The 25306-nt window shown below is 35.6% G+C and carries 30 protein-coding genes, 1 tRNA gene and 1 pseudogene; 11 read left to right on the top strand and 21 right to left on the bottom strand.

The window, feature by feature from the left end; translation table 11 throughout:
• Positions 1-24: 24 nt before the first annotated feature.
• The 9 genes from yihA to JEOSCH030_RS05545 form a co-directional block, all read right to left on the bottom strand.
• Positions 25-612, bottom strand: coding sequence for a ribosome biogenesis GTP-binding protein YihA/YsxC (gene yihA, locus JEOSCH030_RS05585; protein WP_185125641.1), 588 nt, complete (start codon positions 610-612; stop codon positions 25-27).
• A 48-nt stretch (positions 613-660) separates the two neighbouring features.
• Entirely contained in the window at positions 661-1926 is a 1266-nt protein-coding gene (gene clpX, locus JEOSCH030_RS05580; protein WP_185125640.1) for an ATP-dependent Clp protease ATP-binding subunit ClpX, read from the bottom strand.
• 138 nt (positions 1927-2064) lie between these two features.
• Positions 2065-3354: a trigger factor gene (gene tig / locus JEOSCH030_RS05575; RefSeq protein WP_185125639.1), complete on the bottom strand. Its 1290-nt coding sequence runs from the start codon at positions 3352-3354 to the stop codon at positions 2065-2067.
• Between the two features lie 83 nt (positions 3355-3437).
• The gene (locus JEOSCH030_RS05570; RefSeq protein WP_185125638.1) at positions 3438-4385 is read right to left on the bottom strand and encodes a hypothetical protein; all 948 of its coding nucleotides are present in this window, start codon (positions 4383-4385) and stop codon (positions 3438-3440) included.
• Positions 4375-4989: an NUDIX domain-containing protein gene (locus JEOSCH030_RS05565; protein ID WP_185125637.1), complete on the bottom strand. Its 615-nt coding sequence runs from the start codon at positions 4987-4989 to the stop codon at positions 4375-4377. The genes JEOSCH030_RS05570 and JEOSCH030_RS05565 overlap by 11 nt, the downstream gene beginning before the upstream one ends.
• A gap of 1024 nt (positions 4990-6013) precedes the next feature.
• Positions 6014-6568: a VUT family protein gene (locus JEOSCH030_RS05560; RefSeq protein WP_185125636.1), complete on the bottom strand. Its 555-nt coding sequence runs from the start codon at positions 6566-6568 to the stop codon at positions 6014-6016.
• Positions 6569-6693: 125 nt separating this feature from the next.
• Positions 6694-8112 carry a thermonuclease family protein gene (locus tag JEOSCH030_RS05555; RefSeq protein WP_185125635.1) on the bottom strand — a complete coding sequence of 473 codons (1419 nt, stop codon included), beginning with the start codon at positions 8110-8112 and terminating at the stop codon, positions 6694-6696.
• 126 nt (positions 8113-8238) lie between these two features.
• Positions 8239-8871, bottom strand: coding sequence for a DUF1643 domain-containing protein (locus JEOSCH030_RS05550; protein WP_185125634.1), 633 nt, complete (start codon positions 8869-8871; stop codon positions 8239-8241).
• Positions 8872-8983: 112 nt separating this feature from the next.
• Positions 8984-9382, bottom strand: coding sequence for a YolD-like family protein (locus tag JEOSCH030_RS05545; protein ID WP_185125633.1), 399 nt, complete (start codon positions 9380-9382; stop codon positions 8984-8986).
• A gap of 147 nt (positions 9383-9529) precedes the next feature.
• Between JEOSCH030_RS05545 and JEOSCH030_RS05540 the strand changes: the two genes are divergently transcribed.
• A complete protein-coding gene (locus JEOSCH030_RS05540; protein WP_185125632.1) occupies positions 9530-9850 on the top strand; it encodes a MazG nucleotide pyrophosphohydrolase domain-containing protein in 321 nt (106 codons plus the stop codon).
• A gap of 39 nt (positions 9851-9889) precedes the next feature.
• Here the strand turns inward: JEOSCH030_RS05540 and JEOSCH030_RS05535 are convergent, their stop codons facing one another.
• Both JEOSCH030_RS05535 and JEOSCH030_RS05530 read right to left on the bottom strand, forming a co-directional pair.
• The gene (locus JEOSCH030_RS05535) at positions 9890-10519 is read right to left on the bottom strand and encodes a phosphoribulokinase (RefSeq protein ID WP_185125631.1); all 630 of its coding nucleotides are present in this window, start codon (positions 10517-10519) and stop codon (positions 9890-9892) included.
• A gap of 132 nt (positions 10520-10651) precedes the next feature.
• On the bottom strand, positions 10652-12064 hold the full coding sequence (locus tag JEOSCH030_RS05530; RefSeq protein WP_185125630.1) for a DHA2 family efflux MFS transporter permease subunit: 1413 nt from the start codon (positions 12062-12064) through the stop codon (positions 10652-10654).
• A 584-nt stretch (positions 12065-12648) separates the two neighbouring features.
• On the opposite strand from JEOSCH030_RS05530, the gene JEOSCH030_RS05525 reads away from it, so the two are divergent.
• Positions 12649-12840 (top strand): hypothetical protein, encoded by a 192-nt coding sequence (locus JEOSCH030_RS05525; protein ID WP_185125629.1) that lies wholly within the window; start codon positions 12649-12651, stop codon positions 12838-12840.
• A gap of 361 nt (positions 12841-13201) precedes the next feature.
• Positions 13202-13747: pseudogene (locus tag JEOSCH030_RS10950) on the top strand (hypothetical protein); the annotation flags it as partial.
• Between the two features lie 487 nt (positions 13748-14234).
• Here the strand turns inward: JEOSCH030_RS10950 and JEOSCH030_RS05515 are convergent.
• Complete coding sequence (locus JEOSCH030_RS05515; RefSeq protein ID WP_185125628.1) at positions 14235-14429, bottom strand: hypothetical protein; 195 nt, start codon at positions 14427-14429, stop codon at positions 14235-14237.
• A 950-nt stretch (positions 14430-15379) separates the two neighbouring features.
• Between JEOSCH030_RS05515 and JEOSCH030_RS05510 the strand changes: the two genes are divergently transcribed.
• Both JEOSCH030_RS05510 and JEOSCH030_RS05505 read left to right on the top strand, forming a co-directional pair.
• A complete protein-coding gene (locus tag JEOSCH030_RS05510) occupies positions 15380-15589 on the top strand; it encodes a helix-turn-helix transcriptional regulator (RefSeq protein WP_185125627.1) in 210 nt (69 codons plus the stop codon).
• A 32-nt stretch (positions 15590-15621) separates the two neighbouring features.
• Positions 15622-16395, top strand: a complete 774-nt coding sequence (locus tag JEOSCH030_RS05505; protein ID WP_185125626.1) for a hypothetical protein — start codon at positions 15622-15624, stop codon at positions 16393-16395.
• 49 nt (positions 16396-16444) lie between these two features.
• Here JEOSCH030_RS05505 and JEOSCH030_RS05500 read toward each other — a convergent pair whose 3' ends face one another.
• Positions 16445-16819: a YolD-like family protein gene (locus tag JEOSCH030_RS05500; protein ID WP_185125625.1), complete on the bottom strand. Its 375-nt coding sequence runs from the start codon at positions 16817-16819 to the stop codon at positions 16445-16447.
• Between the two features lie 91 nt (positions 16820-16910).
• Between JEOSCH030_RS05500 and JEOSCH030_RS10790 the strand changes: the two genes are divergently transcribed.
• On the top strand, positions 16911-17870 hold the full coding sequence (locus JEOSCH030_RS10790; RefSeq protein ID WP_208454282.1) for a hypothetical protein: 960 nt from the start codon (positions 16911-16913) through the stop codon (positions 17868-17870).
• 327 nt (positions 17871-18197) lie between these two features.
• Here the strand turns inward: JEOSCH030_RS10790 and JEOSCH030_RS05490 are convergent, their stop codons facing one another.
• Positions 18198-18365, bottom strand: coding sequence for a LysM peptidoglycan-binding domain-containing protein (locus JEOSCH030_RS05490; RefSeq protein WP_407929466.1), 168 nt, complete (start codon positions 18363-18365; stop codon positions 18198-18200).
• Positions 18349-18732: a LysM peptidoglycan-binding domain-containing protein gene (locus JEOSCH030_RS05485; RefSeq protein ID WP_185125623.1), complete on the bottom strand. Its 384-nt coding sequence runs from the start codon at positions 18730-18732 to the stop codon at positions 18349-18351. Before JEOSCH030_RS05485 ends, JEOSCH030_RS05490 begins: the two co-directional genes overlap by 17 nt.
• A 388-nt stretch (positions 18733-19120) precedes the next feature.
• Between JEOSCH030_RS05485 and JEOSCH030_RS05480 the strand changes: the two genes are divergently transcribed.
• The 5 genes from JEOSCH030_RS05480 (at position 19121) to JEOSCH030_RS10945 (ending at position 21955) form a co-directional block, all read left to right on the top strand.
• Positions 19121-19471, top strand: coding sequence for a helix-turn-helix domain-containing protein (locus JEOSCH030_RS05480; protein ID WP_185125622.1), 351 nt, complete (start codon positions 19121-19123; stop codon positions 19469-19471).
• 66 nt (positions 19472-19537) lie between these two features.
• Positions 19538-20365: a DUF4352 domain-containing protein gene (locus tag JEOSCH030_RS05475; protein WP_235962227.1), complete on the top strand. Its 828-nt coding sequence runs from the start codon at positions 19538-19540 to the stop codon at positions 20363-20365.
• Between the two features lie 90 nt (positions 20366-20455).
• A complete protein-coding gene (locus tag JEOSCH030_RS05470) occupies positions 20456-20905 on the top strand; it encodes an ImmA/IrrE family metallo-endopeptidase (RefSeq protein ID WP_185125621.1) in 450 nt (149 codons plus the stop codon).
• Between the two features lie 10 nt (positions 20906-20915).
• Positions 20916-21515, top strand: a complete 600-nt coding sequence (locus JEOSCH030_RS05465) for a phage integrase SAM-like domain-containing protein (RefSeq protein WP_185125620.1) — start codon at positions 20916-20918, stop codon at positions 21513-21515.
• Positions 21467-21955 (top strand): tyrosine-type recombinase/integrase, encoded by a 489-nt coding sequence (locus tag JEOSCH030_RS10945; protein ID WP_185125652.1) that lies wholly within the window; start codon positions 21467-21469, stop codon positions 21953-21955. Before JEOSCH030_RS05465 ends, JEOSCH030_RS10945 begins: the two co-directional genes overlap by 49 nt.
• Before the next feature lie 133 nt (positions 21956-22088).
• Here the strand turns inward: JEOSCH030_RS10945 and JEOSCH030_RS05455 are convergent.
• The 6 genes from JEOSCH030_RS05455 to JEOSCH030_RS05430 all read right to left on the bottom strand — a co-directional run bounded on the left by JEOSCH030_RS05455 (position 22089) and on the right by JEOSCH030_RS05430 (position 25133).
• A tRNA-Arg gene (locus JEOSCH030_RS05455) sits at positions 22089-22162 on the bottom strand.
• 77 nt (positions 22163-22239) lie between these two features.
• Positions 22240-22785 carry a GNAT family N-acetyltransferase gene (locus JEOSCH030_RS05450; RefSeq protein WP_185125619.1) on the bottom strand — a complete coding sequence of 182 codons (546 nt, stop codon included), beginning with the start codon at positions 22783-22785 and terminating at the stop codon, positions 22240-22242.
• Between the two features lie 12 nt (positions 22786-22797).
• A complete protein-coding gene (locus tag JEOSCH030_RS05445; protein ID WP_185125618.1) occupies positions 22798-23283 on the bottom strand; it encodes a metallophosphoesterase family protein in 486 nt (161 codons plus the stop codon).
• 12 nt (positions 23284-23295) lie between these two features.
• Positions 23296-23886, bottom strand: coding sequence for an XTP/dITP diphosphatase (locus JEOSCH030_RS05440; RefSeq protein WP_185125617.1), 591 nt, complete (start codon positions 23884-23886; stop codon positions 23296-23298).
• 1 nt (position 23887) lies between these two features.
• Entirely contained in the window at positions 23888-24697 is an 810-nt protein-coding gene (murI, locus tag JEOSCH030_RS05435) for a glutamate racemase (protein WP_185125616.1), read from the bottom strand.
• A complete protein-coding gene (locus tag JEOSCH030_RS05430; RefSeq protein WP_185125615.1) occupies positions 24690-25133 on the bottom strand; it encodes a MarR family winged helix-turn-helix transcriptional regulator in 444 nt (147 codons plus the stop codon). The genes murI and JEOSCH030_RS05430 overlap by 8 nt, the downstream gene beginning before the upstream one ends.
• Between the last annotated feature and the right edge of the window lie 173 nt (positions 25134-25306).

The following is a 25306-nucleotide window of genomic DNA, read 5'->3' as shown; positions in this document are numbered from 1 at the left end:
TTATCTAGGACAATTTCAAGCTATCTAGATAAAGTTTTCTAAAGCTGTCATAATTTCGGGTAGTTTTTGCTTATCCACTGAAGAAAATGGAATAATTTGGTCTTCACTTTCCATTTCTAAGTCTCTTTTGATTACGTTGATATGCTTTTGAATCTTGGTTCTTGGTACCTTATCTGATTTTGTTGCGACTACGATGACTGGTAATTCGTAGTATTTCAGAAAATCATACATCATAATATCATCTTGTGTCGGTGGATGACGGAGGTCAACCAGTTGAACAACACAGCTTAAACTTTCTCTTTTTGTCAGATAGCCTTCGATCATAGCGCCCCATTTTTCACGCTCAGTTTTTGATTGTTTAGCGTAACCGTAACCTGGTACATCGACGAAGACAAACTTATTATCTGCATTATAAAAATTTAAAGTGATCGTCTTACCGGGCTTGGATGAAATACGTGCCACACCTTTTCTGCCACAGATAGCGTTGATGAATGATGATTTACCGACGTTAGAACGTCCGGATAAAGCGACTTCTTTTAGCCCTGTTTCAGGATATTGTTCTTTGGATACTGCTGAAATAATGATATCAACATTACTTGGATTAATTTTCACATAGTCACTTCCTCTTAAAAAAGGCCGTCTTAGCGACAGCCTTAAAATTTATGCACTTTTTTTATCGTCTTTAATTTCTTTACCTTCAGAGTCAAAGATCAATGGTTCTTTTTCATCAATGATTGTCTCACGAGTAATAACGACTTTCTTAATATCTTCATTTGATGGCACTCTGAACATGATGTCCACCATGCGCTCTTCTATGATTGAACGAAGGCCACGTGCACCAGTCTTACGTTCAATAGCAAGTTCTGCAATGGCATCGAGTGAATCTTCTTCAAATTCTAATTCTACATCATCGATATCCATCATGCGCTTGTACTGTTTAACAAGGGCATTTTTTGGTTCTGTAAGAATAGATTTTAAAGCATCAACATCTAGCTCTTCTAAGTTAGAGATAATCGGCACACGTCCGATGAACTCAGGAATTAAACCATAAGACTGAAGGTCATCTGGTCTAACTTTAGACATTAACTCATCTTTGTCAGAGAAGTCTTGGCCTGAACCACCAAAGCCGATGATTTTTTCACCTAGGCGACGTTTGATGATATCTTCCATACCGTCAAAGGCTCCACCTAAGATAAAGAGAATATTTGTTGTGTCGATTTGAATCGATTCTTGGTTAGGGTGCTTACGTCCACCTTGTGGTGGCACACTTGCAGTTGTACCTTCAAGAATTTTTAAGAGTGCTTGTTGAACCCCTTCACCAGATACATCTCTTGTAATCGATGTGTTTTCGCTCTTACGCGCAATTTTATCGATTTCGTCTACGTAAATAATACCTTGTTCTGCTTTTTCTACATCAAAGTCAGCTGCTTGAATTAGACGGAGAAGAATGTTCTCAACGTCATCACCAACGTAGCCCGCTTCAGTTAGACTTGTTGCATCAGCAATTGCAAATGGCACGTTTAGTGTACGTGCAAGTGTTTGAGCGAGTAATGTTTTACCAGACCCTGTTGGTCCGATTAAAGCAATATTAGATTTGGCAATTTCTACGTTGTCTTCATTGTCATTTCCAATATTATTAATACGTTTGTAGTGGTTATACACCGCTACACTCAATGCACGTTTAGCATTTGTTTGACCGATGACATACTCATCTAGAGATTCAAGAATTTCCTGTGGTCTAGGAATATAATCGAATACTTGAGTATCGTCCATTTTTAGTTCTTCTTGTATGATTTCGTAGCAGAGCTCAATACACTCGTTACAAATGTAAACACCACTACCAGCAATTAACTTTTTGACCTGTTCTTGGTCCTTACCGCAGAATGAGCAAGTAAGATCCGTATCGTCTTCGTTAAATTTAAACATTTATATACACCTCATTCTATAGTTCCAAGTAAATATACTAGAAAAGTTACCCTAAATCAATTGACTTGCATATGGATGAAAAGCTCTACACCCACAAGTGCAGAGCTTCTACATTTATATACTAAAAGTCATTTAAGCTTATTCAGCTTGTTTACGGTTATCAACTAGTAAATCTAATGCTTTTTGTAATTTAACGTCTTCTTTAATCATTGTAGCATCGCCTAAAGCTTTTTTCACATCTTCAGCTGGCATGCCGAATTGTTCAGCTAAACGGTTCACTTCATTGTCAACGTCTTCGTCTGTAACTTCGATATTTTCTTCGTCAGCGATTTGTCTCAATGTTAAGTTTGTGCGTACACGTTTAAGTGCATCTTCTTTCATTTGGTCACGAAGAGCGTTCTCGTCTTGACCAGATAATTGAGTGTACAGCTCAAGGTTAAGACCTTGTTGAGATAAGTTTGCTTCAAACTCTTGTAGCATACGGTCAGTTTCTGTATCAACCATAGCATCTGGTACATCGATTTCAGCATTGTCTGCTGCTTGTGATACTAAGCTTTCTTTAAGTGCAACTTCGTAGTTTTCTTCTTTTTGTTTTTTGATTTGCTCAGCTAATTCAGCTTTAAGCTCATCAACAGTGTTCGCTTCATAACCTTCAAGTTCTGAGACGAACTCGTCAGTTAGTTCAGGTGTTTCTTTTTGTTTAAGTGCGCTCACTTTAACTTGGAAGACTGCTTCTTTACCAGCAAGTTCTTCAGCGTGGTATTCTTCAGGGAAAGTGACGTTAACGTCTTTCTCTTCGCCAATTTCCATGCCGACCATTTGTTCTTCAAAACCAGGGATGAATGAGTCAGAACCGATTTCTAGCTCGTAGTCATGTGCGTGACCACCTTCGAAAGCTTCACCGTCTACAAAACCGTGGAAATCAATTGTTGCGATATCACCGTTTTCAACAGTACCTTCTTCTTTAACTACAAGGTCAGAGTACTCAGTTGTAATGTGGTCGATTTGGTGATCGATTTCTTCGTCTGTTACGTCTCTGTCGATTTCTTCACCTTCAAGACCTTTGTATTCACCTAATTTAACTTCAGGTTCAACTGTTACAGTTGCTTTAAGGATAACGTCTTTACCTTTTTCAATTTGCTCAACATCAACACTTGGTTGTGCAACTGGGTTAATGTCAGCTTCTTCAATTGCTTTAGCATAGTTTTCAGGTAAAAGAATATCTAAAGCATCTTGGTATAGTGATTCAACACCAAAACGTTTTTCGAACATTTGACGTGGTACTTTACCTTTTCTGAATCCAGGAAGTGAAACATCCTTAGATACTTTTTTAAATGCTGCATCTAGTGCAGTGTCTAACTCTTCACTTGGAATAGTAATTGTTAAAATTCCTTCATTACCTTCTTGTTTTTCCCATGTTTGAGACATAATTAAATTTCCTCCATCAAGTCGTTTTTTTCAATTAACCAATATATTATAACATATCCTTATATGGTTTCAAATCTTAGGTTTTACTGTTCGTTTTCAATCATGGTTTTATCAATTTTTTCAATCCATGCTCTGATTTCGTGATGATTGTTTTTATCATAACTTTGACCGATTAAATCTTGCAAATAATGTGCATAAGCATCTGCAATGTCCTCGTTCGAAAAATCAGGCTTAAATGGATAGATATAGAGTAAATGACCATAGAGCATAATTTCAGCTTCATCTTTTAATGAAGGGTTCGTCGCATCTAAAATATCCATTAAAATAGGTAGTACATCACTGACTAAGTAAAACTTATCGAGCTCAGGCAGTTGTGAAGGTTGGACGGTCATCGTTTCCCCGAGTTTGGTGATTTCAAGTGAACCTTTATAATTGATGCTTCTTAAATAGAGCAACATCTGTGTGTAGACTAAGGGCTCATTCTCATCTTTTATCTCCTGTAAAATAAGGTCTTTATATGAAAGATCCACTAGTTCCGTGATATCTTCTAAAAAAGTCATCTTATCTAGAAAATCAAAATTCTGGAAGTCTTCTTTAGTGACCTTGATTCTTTGTTCAGGATTGTTAATGAAGCTGTGTATACTCTCCTCTGCTCGCACTCTATGTTGCTGAATGCCAAAGCGAAACTCGTGAGGAATGTCCTCTCTTAAAAGCTGCTCAGAAAATTCAAGAACTTCAGCATGACGCCCTGCACTGTTTAATGCTTCTAGTAAAAAATTTGTGTGCATTTCATAATCGCCTAGACCTTGATTCATTCTTTTTAGAGCATGTTCTACTATCTTTTGGGACTCGTCTAAATCAAGTAATGATTCATAGTAGAGCTCTTCAATGTAGTCAGATGGCTGGGACAAATTGGTATAAGTGTTGTAAGTCTTTACAAAACTTTTGCTATCCGCCTCATCATAATAAGACTTTAAGTCTCGCTCCATCTTAGCAATAAAGCGTCTGTGAGAAGAAACTTTATTGTCCATATGCATCACGAATAATCAATTCACTCCAAGATTCAAAAGGAGACATGGTTGATAACAGATCATTTTTCGCCCATGTCAATTCAATCGTATCTTCTTCCTTATTCACAATCTTATCCTTATCCACTTCAACCTTTAGAACAAGACCAATGTGAACTTTACCCACTTCATTGTTATCATCATTGATTAAACCATGAATGCCAAAACCTTCCACATCTGCTTCATCTAGGCCAACCTCTTCGTTTAACTCCCTTAAAGCGTTGATGCGAAGTTTATCCTCTATAGTCTTTTCATCTACAACATCATTCATATGGCCACCGATGCCGATTGATAAAAGACCATGCAGTCTCTGTTCACCGCCACCCTCTAAGCGTTTGTAGACCAAAGTCTCATCACCATTAGCGATAATGCAGTAGCTAATTAACTGCTTAAAAGAAGGATCTTCCTCCATATCACCACGGCGCTTCACTTGGAAATCTTTAAAAGTTTTCACAATTTCCTGGTAACGAGTGTCATCCTTTGAAATAAAGCCGTTAAAAGTGTTTTCTTCATTATTGAATAGACTATCTCTATCTACGACTAAAATTTGTTCATCAAATTTATTCATGGTAAGTCTCCTCTTAGTTAAATCAATGTGTTTTTGTATTTGTTTTGTGATTTTGTATGTGTATGTTTCGTGTGTTTTTCGCACTTTAATTCATATCAAGATAAAAGATATATTAACACAATCTATAATACCTTTCGAGCTATTTAGAATAACATTTATATGAAAAAAAGTCACATTGTTGTGGGGGTTGGTGGGTTGGTTGATTGAAGGAGGCTGGCGGTTCAATGTGGAGTGCTCATCGTCCTCCGGGAACGCTGGCGGTTCAATGAGAGTTGCTCATTGTCCTCCGAGAGTGCTGGCAGTTCAATGAGAAGTGCTCATTGTCCTCCGGGGACGCTGGCGGTTCAATGAGAAGTGCTCATCGTCCTCCGGGAGTGCTGGCAGTTCAATGAGAGTTGCTCATTGTCCTCCGGAGTCCGTATTTTTGATGGAAAAGTTCATCTGTGTCCTTAAGTAAAACGGATGAAGGACTGGATGTCCATTAATTTTGAAATTCAGGCACTCGATGTCCAGTATATGGGGTCCAGTTTATCCAGGTTAAAAAATTTATCAGGACAATGAGAACTGAACGATGTCCTGATAACGCGCTATCGGTTCAATGAGCGTCAAACGAAGTCCAGATAAACGCTTATCAGGACAATGAGAACTGAACGAAGTCCATGTAAACGCTTATCAAGACAATGAGCGCTGAACGAAGTCCAGATAAACGCTTATCAGGACAATGAGAACTGAACGATGTCCATGTAAACGCTTATCAAGACAATGAGCGCTGAACGAAGTCCAGATAAACGCTTATCAGGACAATGAGAACTGAACGAAGTCCATGTAAACGCTTATCAAGACAATGAGCGCTGAACGAAGTCCTGGTAAACGCTTATCAGGACAATAAGCGTCGAACGAAGTCCAGGTAAAATCCTCATCATGTTCATTTCATAAAAATTCCCTGACCAAAAACTGTTTGGACAGGGAAATATAGAACTTAACTCTTAAATTTCTTCAAAATAATTTTAACCTATCCAAACCCCTACGAATAACTCAACTTTTCATCCGCTTCTTCTTTAATTTTTCTAAATCCAAAGTGAATGACAAATAGTGTAATCAACTGGGATAGGACTTTAAATACAAGCTGGCCGAGCATTGCATAAGGAACTTGTTCCCAAGTCAAAATGCCTGTAAATAATGGAGACAATCCAATGATTATAAAGACGATGCTATCGACGAGTCCGCCTAGAACACCGGATAACATAATTCTGTTATAAAATCCCAATTTAAATCTTGTAAAAATCTCTGTATCCACTACTTCTGATAAAATAAACGATAAGCTTGAGGCGATCGTAATCGGTAGCATGTCTCCGTAGAAGATTGACATAAGTACGGATATACCTAAACCGACCGCAATAATATAGTAGGTTTTTCGTCTACCATATTGAAGTTGAACTAGGTCTCTAAATACAAAAGTCAGTCCAACGAAAACTGTTCCCCACGGAATGATAAAAATCCCTAATACAAGTGGTGCAAAATAAGCTGTAATAAAGTTAGCAATCACAATTGCTAATATGTAAAGTATTGGTCTTAGCATAATTCTCCTCTATTCTAGATGTATATATATGTAATTTTGATTATATAATATTTTCAAGCTTTCAGAAAGATGAGACCGCTCGTCTACAAAATATTGTAGATAAACGGTCTCGAATTTTTTAGGATTTATTTTTCACAAGCCCAGTTGTCTTTATCTCTATCCATTTTACTTTGATAAGCAGCATGAGCACTTGAAACACCATCAGGATATACTGCGTTTAATTCAGTACAGTTATTAAAGAATTCTACGCCCCCTGGAGCTGTGTTCACTTCACCACTACCGCTAGTTTGACTGTTGTTAGAAGTAGAACTTTCATTCTCAACCGTCGATTCTGTTTCACTCTCAGAATTAAAGCCCTCTCCTGCTTCATTCACATATCCAGGTAATGACCAAATTCCAATTTGCTGGTCTTTAGCAATTTGCTCTTTTGCTCTAAAGTCATCTAGATATCTTTGCTGTTCGTAAATATAGCCGACTCTTGCAAGTCCTTCTTCAAGTAAAACCTCATGAACACTAGTATCTCCAACGTATAAATATACTAAATGTCGATCGTAGTGATCGGTTTTAGCACCGTCATCATATTCTATAGACAGCTGTTCACCGGAGTTAAGTAATTCAGTCAATCTCGCAGATGCTTCAGGACCAAATGGTTCAACAGGTTTTCTTGGATGAACAGTTTCAGGTGTATCAATTAAGAGTAATCTTAATTTAATGACTTCCCCATTTTCATCGAAAACATCAACCGTATCTCCATCGACTACCCTGTATAGAGTGACCGGTATGAGCCCACTCTGTTTAGCTTCCTCTTCAGCCTTCGCTTTTTCAGCTTTTTCTTGTTCAGCCTTTTCTTTCTCTAAACGTTCTTTCTCGGCTTTCTCTTTTTCCGCCTGCTCTTTTTCTTTCTTCTCTTGAGCGATGCGTTCTTGTTTTTCTTTCTCCGCTTTTTCTTTGGCTGCCTGTTCTTTAGCCGCTTGCTCTTGTTCAGCCTTTTCCTTTTCAGCTTCAGCTTCTTTTTCCCTCTCAGCCGCCGCTTTTTCTTCAGCTTTTTTTTCTTTCTCTATAGCTGCTTGATCAGTCTCTTCTTCATCCACTTCTTCTGTTTGCTCCACCGCTTCACCTGCAGTGGATTCACTTGAGGAAGTTTCAATCGAATCATCTGTCACACCAAAAAATATAAAAGTAATGATTAGGAGAATTAGACTATTACGATTCAATCTCTTAAAATCATTGCGTTGATATTTTTTCTTTTGCTGTCTTGCAGTGAGCAGACTCGTAATGTAGGACACTAAGAGGTAAAGTACAATTGCCACCCAGAAATCTTGCATCCCTACAGTAGATGAAACCATGGTAATTATTAACAGGAAAATAATACTAAAACTAATACAGAAAATAAAGGCGCCTAGCATGGTTTTCTTATCATCTACCAGCTGACCTTTTTCCATATAAGCTTCTTTATCTGTATATTTAGCGTGAAGATAAAAGCTAAATACAAGATAAGAAACTACGAAACACATGAAAGCTAAAAACAGAAATAAAACTAACACTTCTTTCCCTCATTTACAATATAATGTAAATATTATACCATGTTTATTTAGAAAACGAAGTGTTTATTAATTTTCTTACATAATAAAACCCCTTAAAATGAAATTTTTAAGGGGTTCACTACAGTTTTATTCTAGCCATTCTTTGACAAAATCATTGCCGTTGATAAACGACATATCACCATGACTTGCTGGATGGTAAGGGAACCGAGGGTTATTTTCACTATCATTCGCATCGGAAATGAGGAATTGTTTTTCTTTTAAATGCTTCTTAAACAGCTTAGAAAAATCTTTATCGTCTTTTATCTTTTTATCGAACAACCTTTGGCCGACTTCACCCCAGGCAAGGACGATATCATCCGCACTATTGAATACTGTCTTAAATGCTTTCTTTTGATCCTTATAATCCGTGTCATCAAAATGCTCTTCATCCATCTTGATGAGTGATTTAGAGTCCTTCACAAATATAGGAGAAAGATTGATGACATACATGGCATCGTAGTCATCAGAATTCACGGCAAAAAGCCCTACCTTGTTGGTTGACTGATCTAAGATTGCTGCATCAGCATCACTTGGGTGCATGAGAATGACACCAAGCACCTTACTGCCTTTACCCCAACGACGTTCTAAGAAATACCTTCTTTTATTTCCATCCTCCGCGTCCGTTCTAAACCAAGCTTGACCTAAAGCCTTATCCATCTTCACATTTTTTATATCTGCTTTTTTCTCTTTCAATTTCGATATTTTACGAGATTTTTTCATAATCAATCACCTTCTAGTTTGTCTTTGACTTACTTTAAACTTACCCATTTAATGTAAGTCGGAAACTAATAGGTGGCTGTTAGCAGAGGTAGGCTTTAACTCACCATCACCTTTAAGGCAAATAATCATACTTATCTACACTGTATATGTGACCAAATTCAACATGTATTAAATGCACACTCTTAGATACCGTCACTACCCTACTCCAATTATCGATATGCTCAATTCTGCATTCAATCTGATGCTCATATCCATCATGCCAATATCGTAAAATTACATTACAGTTGAGCAGTTCCCGTAATTTCAATTCTAATTCCTGAAGTAAGTCCTCTGTTAAGTAAGGTTCAGCTAGATGACTCTGCGACTCAATCATATGATTAATATTCTCAAACTGCTCCGGCATGGTTGCGAACGGGGCCCACTTAATCATGCCACGACCTTCAGGGATATTATTGTTTAATTGATCAGCTGGCAATTTACGGTAATCTAAATCACTATAATTATCCCCCATGTCATCACCTCTTAGTCATAATTATATAGAACATACGTTCGATAAGTAAAGATAAAAATATCATTACTTTTTTGAGCATTTTATCGTCTATACGATTAGTTTTTCCATTGTTATAATAAGACCGACTATTGTGTGGGAGGAATTTTTATGAATGCGAGTGAATTTCAAGACTGGGTGAGAGAATATTATAAACAAAGAGGATGGTCTGATTTAGATATTTTTGTCAGAATCGGTTTTCTTGCAGAAGAAACTGGCGAAGTTGCTAGAGCCATTCGCGCTTTAGAAATCGGACGAGATAGACCAGATGAAAGAGAAGAAACCTATAATAATAACCGCGAAGAACTTATAGGAGAACTCGGAGATGTGCTAGGTAACGTCGCTGTGATTGCGAATAAATACGACATTTCTTTAGAAGAAGTGTTCAAGGCTCATACAGAAAAATTAAATGATCGTTATTCTGTGGAATAAGATATAAGACCCTTCAGTATAACCTGATACCTAAGGGTCTTATTTAATAACTCTAAATACATCATCAGAGTAATCAATTATATTCTCAAATTTATCTTTTAGAGGGTGCATAAACAAATCATATTGGTGACGCCTATGTTCCTGAGCAGCGATTAAAGTATTTAAATCTCTGCCACGATCACCAATATCCCTAATTTTTCGACGTCGAAGTTCAGTTTCTGAATCCGTATAAATGTATATTGATAAATCGAAATCAAATGGCTCTAGGAAAGCAACAGACATTCCTTCTACAATAGTTATCTTCCTTCTCCCTTTTAAAATTTTTTGAGGATCCCATGGCTTATCTATCGTAATAAGATCATCACCATTTCTCAGTAGCTGTATATCCCTTTCTAGGCTGGCTAACTCATGACGTATAGGCATACAAGCAGTAATTTTATATTGAGATACCTGACCATCTACTTTGTAACTCGCCAAGGTATTGTGAAGATACTTACCCTCTATAATGTATGAATCAGTGTTCAAATAATTATATGGCTCTTTCAATTCTTCACATAATTTTTGAGCAAATGAAGTTTTACCTGCTGCCCCATGACCAGAAATAGCTATGAATATAGTCTCATCAACCGAATCGATTTTCTCTTTTATTTTTTTAATAAAATTATCCATAACATTCCTCCCTAATGATAAATTAATTCTAACCATAATACCCTATACGGTAAAGAAGAAGAATATCTCTTTATAATTAAAAACGCCTCTCAAGTTGGACTTAATACCAACTTAAGAGACGTTTTATAACCACTATTTAACCAACGGTCTACTATTCTTAATAAAAAGTGAAATAATTAATCCAACAATACCGGTGATCAATACTGCATAAAATGCAAAGTTGATTCCACCTGCTAAAAAATCAGCAGGGACTTCTGCACCAAATTCTTGTATATATTTATTCTGTCCGGCAGTAAACAATGTAATTGCGACTGCTGTGCCTGCTGCGCCTGCTACTTGAGTCAATGTATTCATAGCTGCAGAGCCATCTGCATACAATTGTGGTGGTAGTTGATTCATTGCATTGGTCTGTGCAGGCATAATTGTCATTGATACACCGACAAATAAGATACATAGCGCTGCAACCACCTGCCACACTGGTGTGGATGCTGAAATAATCATAATTAAAATAATCGCAGCAATTGTAATTAGTGTGAATCCGAGACGAGTAAAGACACGCGCGCCTACTTTATCAAAACTCGATCCTACAACAGGTGACATGACGATGTTTAAAAAGTTGGCTGGTAGCATTAAGAGTCCAGCAACGATGGCTGTGTAAGCTAATACACTCTTAAAGTAAAGTGGAATGAGTATTGCTACAGATAAAATTATAAATAAGGTCGCGAACATTAAAATTGTTCCAACTGCAAACATTGGATATTTAAAAACAGTCAAATTAATCATCGGTTCATCCATCTTAAACTGACGAACTGTAAATAATATTAAGGCAAGTATGCCTGCTGCAAAAGGCACCCATACCGACCAATCTGATAAAGGAAGTTCTGCCAATGTTGCAAGTGCGTAAACAATACCTCCGAATGCGACTGTAGATAAAATTAGTGATAATATATCAATTTTTGGTTTAGTAATATTCGATACATTTTCCATTTTTGGTGCACCGAGTATTAATAAAATTAGATTTAAAATCATCATAACGACGAAGATAAAATTCCAGCTTGATGCACTGATAATTAAACCACTTAAAGTTGGTCCTAATGCCGGTCCTGCTGTAATGACTAAACCGACGATCCCCATCACTGCTCCACGTTTATGCATAGGGAAAATCATGAGTACAACACTAAACATCAGTGGTAAAAAGACCCCTGTGCCGATTGCTTGAATTAAACGGCCAATTAATAAGACTGAAAAACTTGGTGCAATCGCTGCAATCAGTGCTCCGACTATTGATACGATAAGTGCTCCTGATACGAGTTGACGCGTTGTAAACCAACGGACTAAATATGATGATAAGGGTACGAGAATTGCTAACACTAGTAAATATCCGGTAGTTAACCATTGTCCTATACTTGCGCTAACTGAAAAATCATCCATGATATTGGTCAATGCCATGTTTAATGCTGTTTCACCGAATAAACCGATAAAAGTCCCAATCATTAAAATAGCTGCCATGAAATTTGGATGACCTACTTTTAAATGTGAATCCATGCTTATTACTTCCTATTCCTATATATTTTGACGTAACAATTTTGCAAAATACATAAAAACAAGAAATTACTATCCTGTTATTACGGTACTTCAAATGAAATTTATTAGTCTGTTAAAAACTATATCAAAAATTATTTTAGAATTTCTAATAAAATTTTCACTGTAGAACAGGATGCGTTCACACTTTAGACAAATATTTTCTATTTAATTCCAGTAAGTTTTGTATGAAGGAATTTCATCTATACGTTGTAATCGATTGCATAGAGTCGTGTCTTTTTACTTATATTATGGAAGAAGTCAACTAGCTCAAGGGATAAGAACAGTACAATCCTCTTTGCTCTCAAATCGTGAAAAATAACAATGCTTTTTTTAAGGAAAAGACGTAAAAAAATGAGTAATATTTTTCAGAATATATGGATTTTTAATAACTAACAATAATTTTTGATTTTCATTTTTATTACAATCACGAAATTTCAAATACCTGTTTACAAAAACATATAAATTGAAACATAAAATTGAATGAAAAATTATATAATACTAATAATATTTGTACCATTATCTTTTTTAAAAAAGGAGTTGACCGCATGATAGAATCCATCAAAAATTTAATTGATTTAATGAATAACAATGTCATTACAGCTTATAAAGTCAGTAAAGAGACAGGTGTTTCACAACATCAGTTATCACAACTGAAGTGTGGCAAAATTAAAGTGGAAAACCTACGAATTGTCACTGGTATTAAACTTGAAAAATACTATAGGAGTCTAAATCAATGAAATTTACTATGAAAGTATCAAAAACAAATAGGAAAGAATTTTTTGTAGGATTGATAGGAATAGCAATAATTATTGTGACAACATATCTGATCAGAAAATGATTGAGGTGTTAAAGCTTGAGAAAAAATGAAAAATAATTAGAGAGTACCATCAACGCTTAAAAAATACATAAAGAAACTGGAATGAGTCAGTCAAATATTACTGACTTAGAAATGGGAAAAGAAAAATAGATAATCACACTTTCAAGAACGCTGAGAAGCTATCGAAAAACTATCTTGAAAATATTAGGAATTATTCTGAGTGAAAAGTCTTTTATATAAGATGGTAGAGTTATTTTAGTAATGATAGAAGGAGAAATGTTATGAAAAATTTACCTATAAATAATAACTCTGAAAAATTAAATGGTTATATGTCCCTGCTTAACCTCTCGTACTCACAAGTAGTTCAGTATCTACTAAATAAATATGGACTTGCTAATAGTGACTATTTCAGTGAAAAGTCGTATGAAAGGTTCTTAAAAAGAGAAATCAAATCTATTACAAAAGGAAAGTTTTCAAGAACTAATGAAGGTTTATTCTGTCACCATATAGGTGAAGATAAGTTCGAGAATCTGTCTAATATCAAATTCATTAAAGTGAATAAGTATCCTTTTAAATATCAAAAAAAAGACAGGTTAGTCTATTGTGATTTATTTGAACATTTGATACTACACGCTTTAATTGCAAAAGAAACGCTAGGGAAACTTGGATTAAGAGGGTATAAATTTTATATAAAACCAATAATTGAAGATTGGTATATAGATGACTTAGAGCCTGAAAAAGAATGGATGAAAACTTGTAAAGTAAAAGCATTCTTAAGTTCAAAAGAAACTAAAATCATATTGTATAATATAGATCAAATTATAAAGAAAGCTGACAAAAGACGTCAAATGAGAGTGTTTGGTTATAAAGATCTTCACAGAAGATTAAATTTAAATATGAATATAAAAGAATACAACAATTTCAAAGTTAAAAAACAAAATATGAAGAATGAACTAAAATTTATTCATATAAAATTGCTAAAAAGAAGAGAATTAATAAAAAAAGAAAAAGAGCTAGTAATTAAAAATAATATCTTTTACAATCAGTACCCTCTTTTTAGGAAACATAAGATTATACATTCTGTATCTAGAAAATCAATATTAAGTATGTTGTTCAATCTTAAATATAAAAATATTGTTTCTTCAAAAAAAGAACTTAACTCTTTAAAAATCAATGACTTAAGAGATGAATTGCTAGACGAATTACATTTTTTATTAGAACAATTATAACTTTTTATAATACTACATGCTATATGCCATAGCTATCAAAAGTGCTCTATATTTTTCATTATCATCAATATTATATAAATCAGCTTTATTTACGTTTTAATTCATATTCACGCTCTCGCATCTCTTCAAGAATTCTTTGTTTCTCTGGATTTTTACGAGGTCTGTCGAATGAACGCATTCCTGGAAAGTAGTTAGGATTGACACGTTTGGCTGCTTGCAGACCTCGTTCTCTTCGTTTTGCATTTCTTTTACGTATATCTGACAATTTTGCAGTTTTCACCAAAATCCCTCCACCCTCTAATATATTTTGTGCTTTAATTCTATCGTATAACAAATTTCTATTATTCTTCTACAAATAACAAAAAAACCGAAATCCTTATCTACAAGGATTTCGGCGAGAACAAGTCTTTTTCTCTTCAAACTCATTCAATTTAGTTAGCGTCCGGGAGGGATTGTGCTTTCCCATCATATCAATGTTTCTGAGGCTAGATTGACATAATATTGACATGAACATTTATTTTTGAATAGTTTCTTCTATTATATAGTCGGTTTTAATAATTAAGCCACCTCTTCCCAGGTGGCTCTTTTCATGAACGCTATTTTTGTATATTTTGTTGGAAATAAAAAAGAGTGTGGATAGGAAGGTTGTCACCTACCGGGACCAAAATTCAACACACTCACAGTTGCAGACAGAACTGTAAACTCCCAAAACAGTCTGAGCATAGTTATATCTGCACTATGCTTTTTTAGCTTTAAGCCTTTTGAATAATGGAAGAACCTCCAAAAATGTTTTTACTGGGAGCAAGTCCCTTATGTGTTTATAATACCACATTCGCTCATATAAACGAATTTTAAAGAATTCGATAAAATCGACGTAATTTCACGATATCACTATACACATATACTAAACCACGGTATACTATATATAGAAGTTAAGGAAGGGGTGAAAACTTGAATCGACTTCGAAAAGGAAAAGAAGAGCGACACAACGAAATGACAATAGTGTTGATGATACTCCAAATCATAATCTCACTAATCTCAATCATTGTAGCGCTCTTCAAGTAAACAGAGTAACGGGCAGTTTGTCTGCCCCTCTTACTCATATTATACAAAGGAGTGGATAATATGACAAATGAAAAAGACAATGTATTACGCACACTAATGATTATTAACTTGATACTCCAAGTTATCTTACTCATCGTTTTAATCATGAAATAAAGGGTGATACACATGTCATTAAGACAAGATATTGAAGATTTATTTAATGCTTGGGAAAACAATTTAGTCACGGGATATAAAATTAGTAAATCTACTGGTGTTAGTCAACAACTATTAGGAAAGTATCGAGATGGTGAAAGAAGTATAGATCGCATGGCATTAGAAACTGCTGAAAAACTGTCTGAATACTACAACAAACATATAAAAGACCTGTCTGAGTAGGCAGGTCTTGATATAAAAGGAGAATATGTTAAATGAAACGAATATTGATCGCCACATTGGCGCTCACAACGATACTTACCGCATGTTCAGACGATAAAGAAACGGTTACTTTACCTAACGGAGAAGTCGCTGAGGTATCCGATGCGGATGCGTATTTAGAAGCGTGGAAGAATATGAGAGCGGAAGAGGCCGAAGAGTTTAACGTTGACGTAGAAGAATATTCTCGCAAGTTTAATACCGAAGAAACTCCTGCCGATATTGCCGAAAGGATTGAAAATGAAACGGAAGAGGTCGCTGAGACCGAAGTTGACAACTCCGAACGCCACCAATTCGAAGTAGGGCCGTCATTGGCGGAGAGACGTAAGAGCAATCCGATTGCAGTCGCTAGTGATGTCGCCAATGAGATAAGTAAAGAGCTGTCGGACGCAGTTAATAATACCGCTATCCGGACATTTGAGATGAGCGACGTCATTATAAAGGTAATGGACATTGAGCGTTCAGAGTTCGCTCACGGCACGCTCATAGACGTAGAGTATGCCGTAGAGAATACAGTCAAGGAGCGCCGAATGGTTCCATTAGAGCGTACTATCATCGTCACTAATGACGGCACACAGGTCGAGTTTGACCGAGATGTATCGAACCTTCCCGAATGGGACTTAGTGAGCGATACTAAGACGGAGGGTACGGTGTCCTTCTACTTAAAGAACGTGGAGCCTAGCGAGGTAGAATCCGTTGATGTGATCGTACCGGGCGTAGATTTCAAGCGTAGTGACGACGAATTGTTTACGTATGATTTTAGCGAATAATTATCCGGGCTTATGTTCGCCACATAGTAGGCGAATGTAAGTCCTATTTTTATATCCAATCATACTCCCTAACCTCAAATATATGCTTAAACTCTACGTATACCAAGCTAACGCCTTTAGACACCGTGACTACTCTACTCCAGTTGTCTATATGCTCTATCTTGCACTCGATCTGGTGCTCATAACCACCACTCCAGTAACGTAATACAACATTACAGTCGATTAACTCACGCAACTTTAACTCTAATGCTTGTAGTAAGTCCTCTGTTAAGCATGGCTCTGGCACGTGTAGTTGTGCCTCAATCATCTTATCCACATTCTCATATTGCTCGGGCATGGTGGCAAACGGTGCCCATTTAATCATGCCTCGACCTTGTGGGATGTTACTGTTTAGCTCAGATTGTGGAAGCTCACGATAGTCCATATAATCACCTCACAAGATAATTATATCGAACGTATGTTTGACCTGTAAAGATGATATACTGAATTAAATAATGATAAGAAGGTGAATTATAATGGAATTATCTCATAAAAATACCGATCTAGAAAATTACTCAGATAAGTTAAATGAGTACCTGTCATTGTTGGAATTAACATATACAGAAGCAGTACAATATCTACTATCGAAATACGGACCTGCTACAGTTGATTATTATAGTGAACAATCATATGAACGATTCCTTAGAGGTGAAATAAAATCCATTACAAAAAGAAAGTATTCTAGAACTCAAGAGGGTTTATACTGTCACCATATAGACGAAAACAAGTTTGAGAACTTATCTAATATTAATTTCATTAGAGTGAATAAGTACCCTTTTAAATATCAAACAAAAGACAGATTGGTATATTGTGATCTTTTTGAACATCTGATATTACATACTTTAATAGCCAAAGAGACATTAGGAAAATTTGGATTAAGAGGATATTTTTCTTATATAGAGCCAATCATTAAAGAATGGTATATAGATGGAATAGATCCTAAAATAATTTATATGAAAATATGTAAAGAAAAAGCATTTCTAAGTCCAAAAGAGACCAAGATTCTATTAGAAAATACAAGACAAATTTTAAGAAGACCTATAAAAAGACGTAGTATGAGAATGTTTGGTTATAAAGATTTACGTAGAAGACTGAATTTGAATATGACCATAAGAGAGTATAAAAATTTTAAAGATTGTAAATTGAATATGAAGGAAGAACTTAAATTTAATTATACAAATTTTTATAGAAGAAAAATAAAAATTGAAAAAGAAAAAGAAATAGCATTAAAAAATATAACTTTTTATAAAAAGTATCCTGTATTTAGAAAACATAAAATAATACATTCTGTGTCAAGGAAATCAATATTAAATCATTTATTCAATATTAAATATAAAAATATTGTTAATTCTAAAAAAGAACTTACTACTTTAAAAATTAATAACTATAGAGATGAATTACTTGAAGAATTACATTCTCTACTAGAAGAAAACTAAAATTTATTTAAAAAAACCACCTGCTGTGAGATGGTTAAGTTTCTAAAATATTTATCATAATTTAAAAAAGCTCCCAACAAAGGGAGCCCAATAGATGTCACGTACTTAACATACGCTTAGAATCTCTTCGACAATTCTATTGTTAAAACGGGCATTCTGCCATTGTTAATAATATAATACCCTTTTTATAATATGTCAAACTAATTTGATGACGATTCGGGTGGCTCTTTTTTATGTACAACCCCTCTTACAGCCATTCCAGTAACTGTTTGAGGGGATTGTTAAATCACTATATTGTTTGTAGTAAATCACTTGTTTATGATGTTTTTACTTCACTCTTAACTTCTGTCCTACATAAATCTTATCCGCAGATGCTAACTTGTTCCAGCTTACAATTTGCTTTTGAGTTGATCCATACTTCACAGCTAATCCACTGACTGTATCGCCTGATTTAACTGTGTGATATTTTGGTGTTGATTTAGCTTTTCCACTCACAATCAATTTTTTGCCCCGCATAGATTAAGTTAGGATTGGCGATACCATTTAAGTTCTGTAACGCTTTTGTGGTTGTACCATACTTACTAGCAATCCCACTCAAGGTATCCCCAGGTTTGACTGTATAGGTACTTGTTTTTGCTTTAGTAGTGCCTTTCACTTTTAATACTTGTCCTGCAAAAATCTTATTAGGATTACTGATGCCATTTAAGTTCTGTAATGCCTTTGTAGTTGTTCCGAACTTCTGAGCAATACCTGATAGCGTATCACCAGATTGTACTTTATAAGTTGTAGCACTTGTTGATTTATTGCTTGTTGATTTTTCATGAATTTCTTTTGCCTTAACTTCTACAGATAAGTCGTTCAATTATTTCACCTCTTTCGTTTCGCTAACCATTTCCGTTAGTGAGTCTTTAAAAAAAATAGCTGGCTTAACTCCTAATTCTTCTGCTAACTTCGGTAGAATATTAGCATCTACTTTAGTTAAACCATTCTCAATTCTGTAATATTACATCGGCGACATTCATAGTTGTTGAGCGACAAACTTTTGAGTAAGTCCTTTGGATTGTCGGATAGTCTTGATATTTTGATTAATCATGTTATATCACCTACACTAACGCTATCCGTTAATTACACTATACTAACCACTTCCGTTAATTTCAACACTTTTATATATAAAAATATCCAATTTCGTTATTAAGGTAACAAAAACCGTTATTAACTGATATTATGGTAACGGATAGGAGGAGTCCGTTATGGCTGTCTCAAACAATATAAAACGTATTAGAAAACTGAATAATTTATATCAAAAAGAACTGGCTGATAAAGTTGGTACATCTTCTCAAGTGATATCTAATTGGGAACGTGGATATACTAAACCTAACGATGAAGATTTAATTAGTTTGGCTGATGCACTTAACTGTTCTGTAGATGAGTTATTAGGAAGAGAACCAAAACACAACGAAACATCAGACGACTTCGATGCCTTCATGTTTAAGGATAAAGAAGCGTTTGACAGTCTACCAGATGATGTAAAGAAAGAATTGATCCGTGAGATTAATGAGAAAATTGAATTCTTGAAGTATAAACAGAATAAGGATAAGTAATTAGGGCGTTGCCCTATTATTTATAGAGTAAATTTACATATATTAGAATCATAGGAGGATTGTGTTATGTCTGAGAAAGAGAAAGTGCCGTTGCGTAAAAGGAATTGGTTTATAATTCTATTCCTTATTATCTTCTTTCCAGTCGGTCTTTATTTAATGTGGAGACATGCAGACTGGAACAAAACTGCTAAATGGGTGGTCACTGGTGTAATCACATTAGCTGTTGTATTTAATTTAGGTGCCCAAAGTGGTACGGAAAATACCAATACTGCTACAAACACAAGTGCAGACCAATCAACAACTGAACAAACGTCTGAACAAAAATCAACTGAAGAAACTGACCAATCAGAAACAACGGAAGTTGAAAAGACAGAACCTGCTGAGGATGTTGAAGAAGAAGTGGAAACTGAAAGCGGCGAGCAAGAAGAAAGTGCATCAGAAGATGAAGAAGTCGTTGAAGAAGATGAAGCTGTTGAAACAGTGGGAATTGGAGATACTTTAACAGTTGACGACCTAGACTTTACAGTTCACGGTGTCACACAACAAGATTCAGTTGGTGATGTAATGACATCTAATGCAAATGACACTTATCTTGTTTTAGACGTAACTGTCACGAACAATCAAAATGAAGCTATCATGATGATGAGTGAATATTTCAAAATTGTAGATGGTGAAACAGTATACGAACCTGACAGCGTTGCTTCTACTTATGCTAACCAAGCAATCAGTCCTGATAATCTTGGATTGCTTGCAGAAAAATTAAACCCTGGTTCATCACGTGATGCTCTTATCGTCTATGATGTAACTCAAGGTGTTGTAGATAGCCAGACTAAGCAATTACAAGTTCAATCAGGAATTTTTGGAACTCAAACAGGAATTATAAACTTACAATAATCTCCAACCAACTGACCATTGGTTACACAGTGGTCAGTAATTTTTTAAACTTTAAACCGAACATATGTTCTAAAATAAAGGGGTTTTGACATGAGAATCGAACAGAAAGTAAATGACATCGTGGATTTATCCATATTAGATGTGACTGATTTAAATATAGAACACCTAGCTTATATGTTTAATGTACACATACTCTACAATCCCCAATCCAACTTTTATGTACAAAAGTCTGGTGTTGATATTATCGGACTAAAATTTGATAAAAAGCATGAGATTTTCAAAGCATTTTGTCACGAAGCAGGACACATGTTTTTACATGAGACACATCAACACAATATGCCACGATCATACAATGAATATCAAGAAGCAGAAGCAGAAAAGTTTGGTCTACTCTTACAGATGCCAGAAAAACTAATCACCAAAAACAGACTCTATCAGGCAACGGATTTAATGGCGTATTTTGGCGTTTGTGAGGGTGTTGCACTTAAAAGGATAGATATGTTAGTCAATCACTCTAAAGTGTCTGGTATAGAGTTTTAGGAGGGATAGAATGGAACCGAAGAAGATAAATGGTAAGTGGGGATTTGATTTTTCATATAAAAACAAACGGTATAGACAGCAAGGTTTTGCGACTAAGAAAGAAGCTAAAATTGTTATAGAAAAGATACTAGAAAATCCAATGAAACAACAAAATAAATATGCTCATCTAAACTTCGCTCAATACTTTACCTTGTGGGTAGAAACGTATAAAGAGAAGTACGTCACTCATAAAACCTATTTGAGATACTTTAATGCTCTTAGAAAGTTCCTACTCTACTTTGGTGATAATGTACGTCCTAATGATGTCACACAACGTGAATATCAAGAGTATATGAATCAATTAGGCGAACAATATACATTAGGCACAATGAAGAAAGATCATCAGGCGATTAGAGCATGTTATGAGCAGGCAGTCTACGATGGAATCGCAAAACGTAATCCTACATTCAACGCACGCTTAGAAAGTGAGATTGAAGATATGCCTGAACATGTTAAGTTTATGGAAGATTTTGAGTACGAGAAGTTAAAAGAAGTCATTAAAGAAATGAATACACCAAGCGGATTATTTTTATTCATCTTACAGTCACAGGTGCTAGATTTGGTGAAGTAAGTAATCTAAGATACGAGGATTTTGACTTTGAGAACGAAACGATATTCATACGTGGCGGGAAAACGGTAAATGCGAAACGTACAGTCGAAATATCACATGCCGATAGCCAACATATCCAATCACAAATAGAACGCCTTAGAATCAATTTAAATGGCACTTTCCTCAAACGATCTAACACTGCAGTAAAATCACATTTCAGATATGCATTAGACAAAGCAGGCATCAAAGGACATAAAATACTCCACTCACTCAGACATACACACATTACCTACTTAATCGATAAAGGTGTCGATGACGAACATGTTTCAAAACGAGTTGATCATGCGAACATAAATATTACACGTGAATTCTATGGACATCGTTTTAATAGTTCAAAAGAAAGTTCTGAAAGTATCGTTAAAGATATCCTAAATTCTATAGAAAATAACGATACCCTATAGGGGTATGTGTTTCGTTGACAGAATATTGACATCTATATTCAATTTTAATCACTTCAAATCACATGACAAAAAAAAAAAACCCTATTAAATCAACGATTAACGGTGATTAGTAGGGTTTAAAAAAGTATTCAGACGTCCCGGGAGGGATTCGAACCCCCGACCGATGGCTTAGAAGGCCATTGCTCTATCCTGCTGAGCTACCGGGACTCAATCAAGACAAGTTCTATTATAGCCAACAATACTAGTGAAAGTCAACGACTATTTTTAATTTTTTATATGATTTGTTAATTTTCCGTTAACCAATCATCTTTTATCATTCTATACAAGACTAAATCATGATAATGATCATATAAAAACTCTGCATCTTTTAAAATCGCTTCTTTATAAAAGTTTAAACGCTCTGGAATGGCTCTACTTTTTTTATTAAAGACTCCAGCAGAAATTTCAATTCGGTGAAGTTCAAGCTGCTTAAAGCCATAGTCCGTTAGACCTTTCACTGCTCTGGTCATCACACCTTGACCACCGAACTCTTCTGCAAGCCAGTAGCCGATAGCGCCTTTTTTATTCATTAAATCGATTGTGTTATAGCCACACATACCAGCGAGCTGATTATCAACATAGAGCCCTAAGGTCATCGATTCTCCTGCATCGTTTTTCTCAACCCAAGCTTGAATGGTCGACTTATAGTCATCCGCTTCAGTGACAAAGTCTAACCAAGGCAACCATTCTCTCAGTTGTGTACGATTTTTATCGACTAAATCAAACATGTCTTGATATTCAAAAGCTTGAACTTGTTTTAGGGTAATGGTTTCATCAACTTCGATTCTCATGGTGACTAGCTCCTATTCTTTTAAACTAAATTCATCCATCAACTGATGTTTACGGCTGTAATAGCTTGCTAGATTGTTGTCAGTATCGATGACTAGATAACTCTCAGGATATTCGTTTCTAGACGATGAAATACTGCCTGGATTGATGCAATAGACACCGTTAAGACGTTCGACCTTGGCAACGTGTGAATGGCCATAGAGCGCATATTTTGCCCCAACTTCATCTGCTTTTTCAGCGAGCTGTTGTCGGTCTTGTTTAATACCATACAAGTGACCGTGTGTATAGAACATGCTTGCCTCTTCAAACAAGCCTTCTTTAGGGTAAGTGTCATCGCGGTCAGTATTCCCTTTCACTCTTAAATACTTTGAGATTTCTTCGCTGTCATACGGAAATTCACTATCTCCTAAATGAATGGCAGCATCTGGTTTTACTACGTCATAGACTTCATTCAAAATATTCTTTTCACCATGATTATCACTTATTACTAATACTCTCATCTTGACATCCCCTTATTTCTGTAACTTTTTAAATACTTCTTTGTCATTCATCAATTTCTCTAAGGCTTTACCTCTATGACTAATTTTCCCTTTTTCTTCAGCTTTAATCGTCCCGAGATAAACCCCATCTAAAGTTTTAAATAATGGATCATAACCAAAGCCACCATCACCATGTGCTTCTGTTAATATTTCTCCTGCTAGCGTGCCTTCATAGGTCCTTGTTTCTTCACCTGGAATGCTGATGGCGAGTACACAAGTAAAGTAAGCTGCACGGTTTTCTACGCCTTTGAGTTCATCTAAGAGTTTAGCATTGTTCTTTTCATCGGTTGCATTCTCTCCAGAGTATCTTGCAGAATACACACCTGGTCTACCTTCTAGCGCTTCTACTGATAGTCCTGAATCATCACTGATTACTGGTAGATTAAGTTCCTCGCTTGCCGCTTCACTTTTTAAGATCGCATTTTCTTTAAATGTTGTCCCTGTTTCTTCTACTTCAAAGTTAGGTAAAATTTCTTTAATCCCTACCACTTCAAAGTCTGAGAAAATCGCTTTAAAATCTTTAATTTTTCCTTGGTTGCCGCTCGCAATTACTATCTTTGTCATCTTAGTGCTCCTTTGTTAAATAAATTTCTTTGATTGAATAGTCGATATTTGGAATCCAAGTATTCAAAATGGTTTCAAATGTATCATTTTTGCCATGGACAAAAAAGGTATGTTTAGGTGTTTCTTTATGTGTATTTAATAAATTTTTACGATGGAGTTGGGATAAGGCAATATTCACCGTTTCAAAACCTGCATCCACCATATGTTTTTCATCATTGAAGAAGGCTGATATTTCTTTTTCAATTAAAGGAAAATGTGTACAACCCAAAATTATCGTGTCACAGCCAGAGTCTTTATACGCCTCAAGTTTGTTTGAGATCACTTGTTCAGTTCGGAGCTTATTTCTATATTCCCCACTCTCTATGAGGTTAACAAATTCTGGACAGGCAACGCTTGTGAGTTTGATATCACTATCAAAATCAGCAATAGCTTTGTCATAAGCTTTTGATTTCACCGTGCCTTCAGTTGCTAAGAGGAGCACTTCATTATGCGTACTTTTTCTAACCGCACCGAGCGCACCGGGATTGATGACCCCATACAAAGGGACATCCACTTCGTCTCTTAAGGCTGGCATAACAGCAGCTGTTGCCGTGTTACAGGCAATTATAACTGTCTTAGCACCTTCCTTAATTAAAAAATCCACCGCGGCTTTTGTATGCTTATACACACTATCGGTGGACTGTGGTCCATATGGACAATTTAAGGAGTCGGCAAAATAAATAATTGATTCTGATGGTAAGGCATGAATAATTTCCTTAGCCACTGTCAGGCCACCAACACCTGAATCCATAATTCCAATTGGTCTAGTCATTAATCAATCTCTCACTTTCTCTTAATACTTCTTCTAAGACCCTTGGGAGAATGACTCGATCACTTTCTTCTAAGTTTGCTGTAATCTCTGCAATGTAAGCCACTCGCTTGTCTATGACCTTTTGTATAAGTGATTTACCACGACTTTCCATAATGACCAAGACCTGTCTTTTATCGGTATCAGAGCGAACACGCTTTACAAAATTCGCACGCTCTAATTTATCTACTATGTCTGTCGTCGTTGAATGAGCTAAGTACATATGACTGGCAAGTTTACCAATGGTAATGCCTTCCTTGTCCCCCACCCATTGAAGTGCGACGAACTGAAGTGGTGAAATATCATGATCTTTTAATATTTCTCGCCCATTCGCTCTCACGCGTCCGGCAATGTACCTTAAAGATTTTTCTATTGAAATAATATCACTTTCTCCGTACATACAGTCGTCCCCTTAAAAGTCCTTTAGACTAATAATAACGTAAATCGAAAGAAAAAAATAGGATGAGCTTAGCTTATAGGATGGTAGTTTTTTTAAAGTTGATAAAATAAAAGTGGTAGGACAAAAGTTCTGAAGTTAAAGAAAAATAATTGAATATACTTAAAAAGCCGGAC

The organism is Jeotgalicoccus meleagridis, assembly GCF_903994045.1.
In the GTDB taxonomy this organism is placed as follows: Bacteria; Bacillota; Bacilli; order Staphylococcales; family Salinicoccaceae; genus Jeotgalicoccus; species Jeotgalicoccus meleagridis.
The sequence above is the reverse complement of the archived record's forward strand: the minus strand, read 5'-3'. Positions and strand labels throughout refer to the sequence as shown.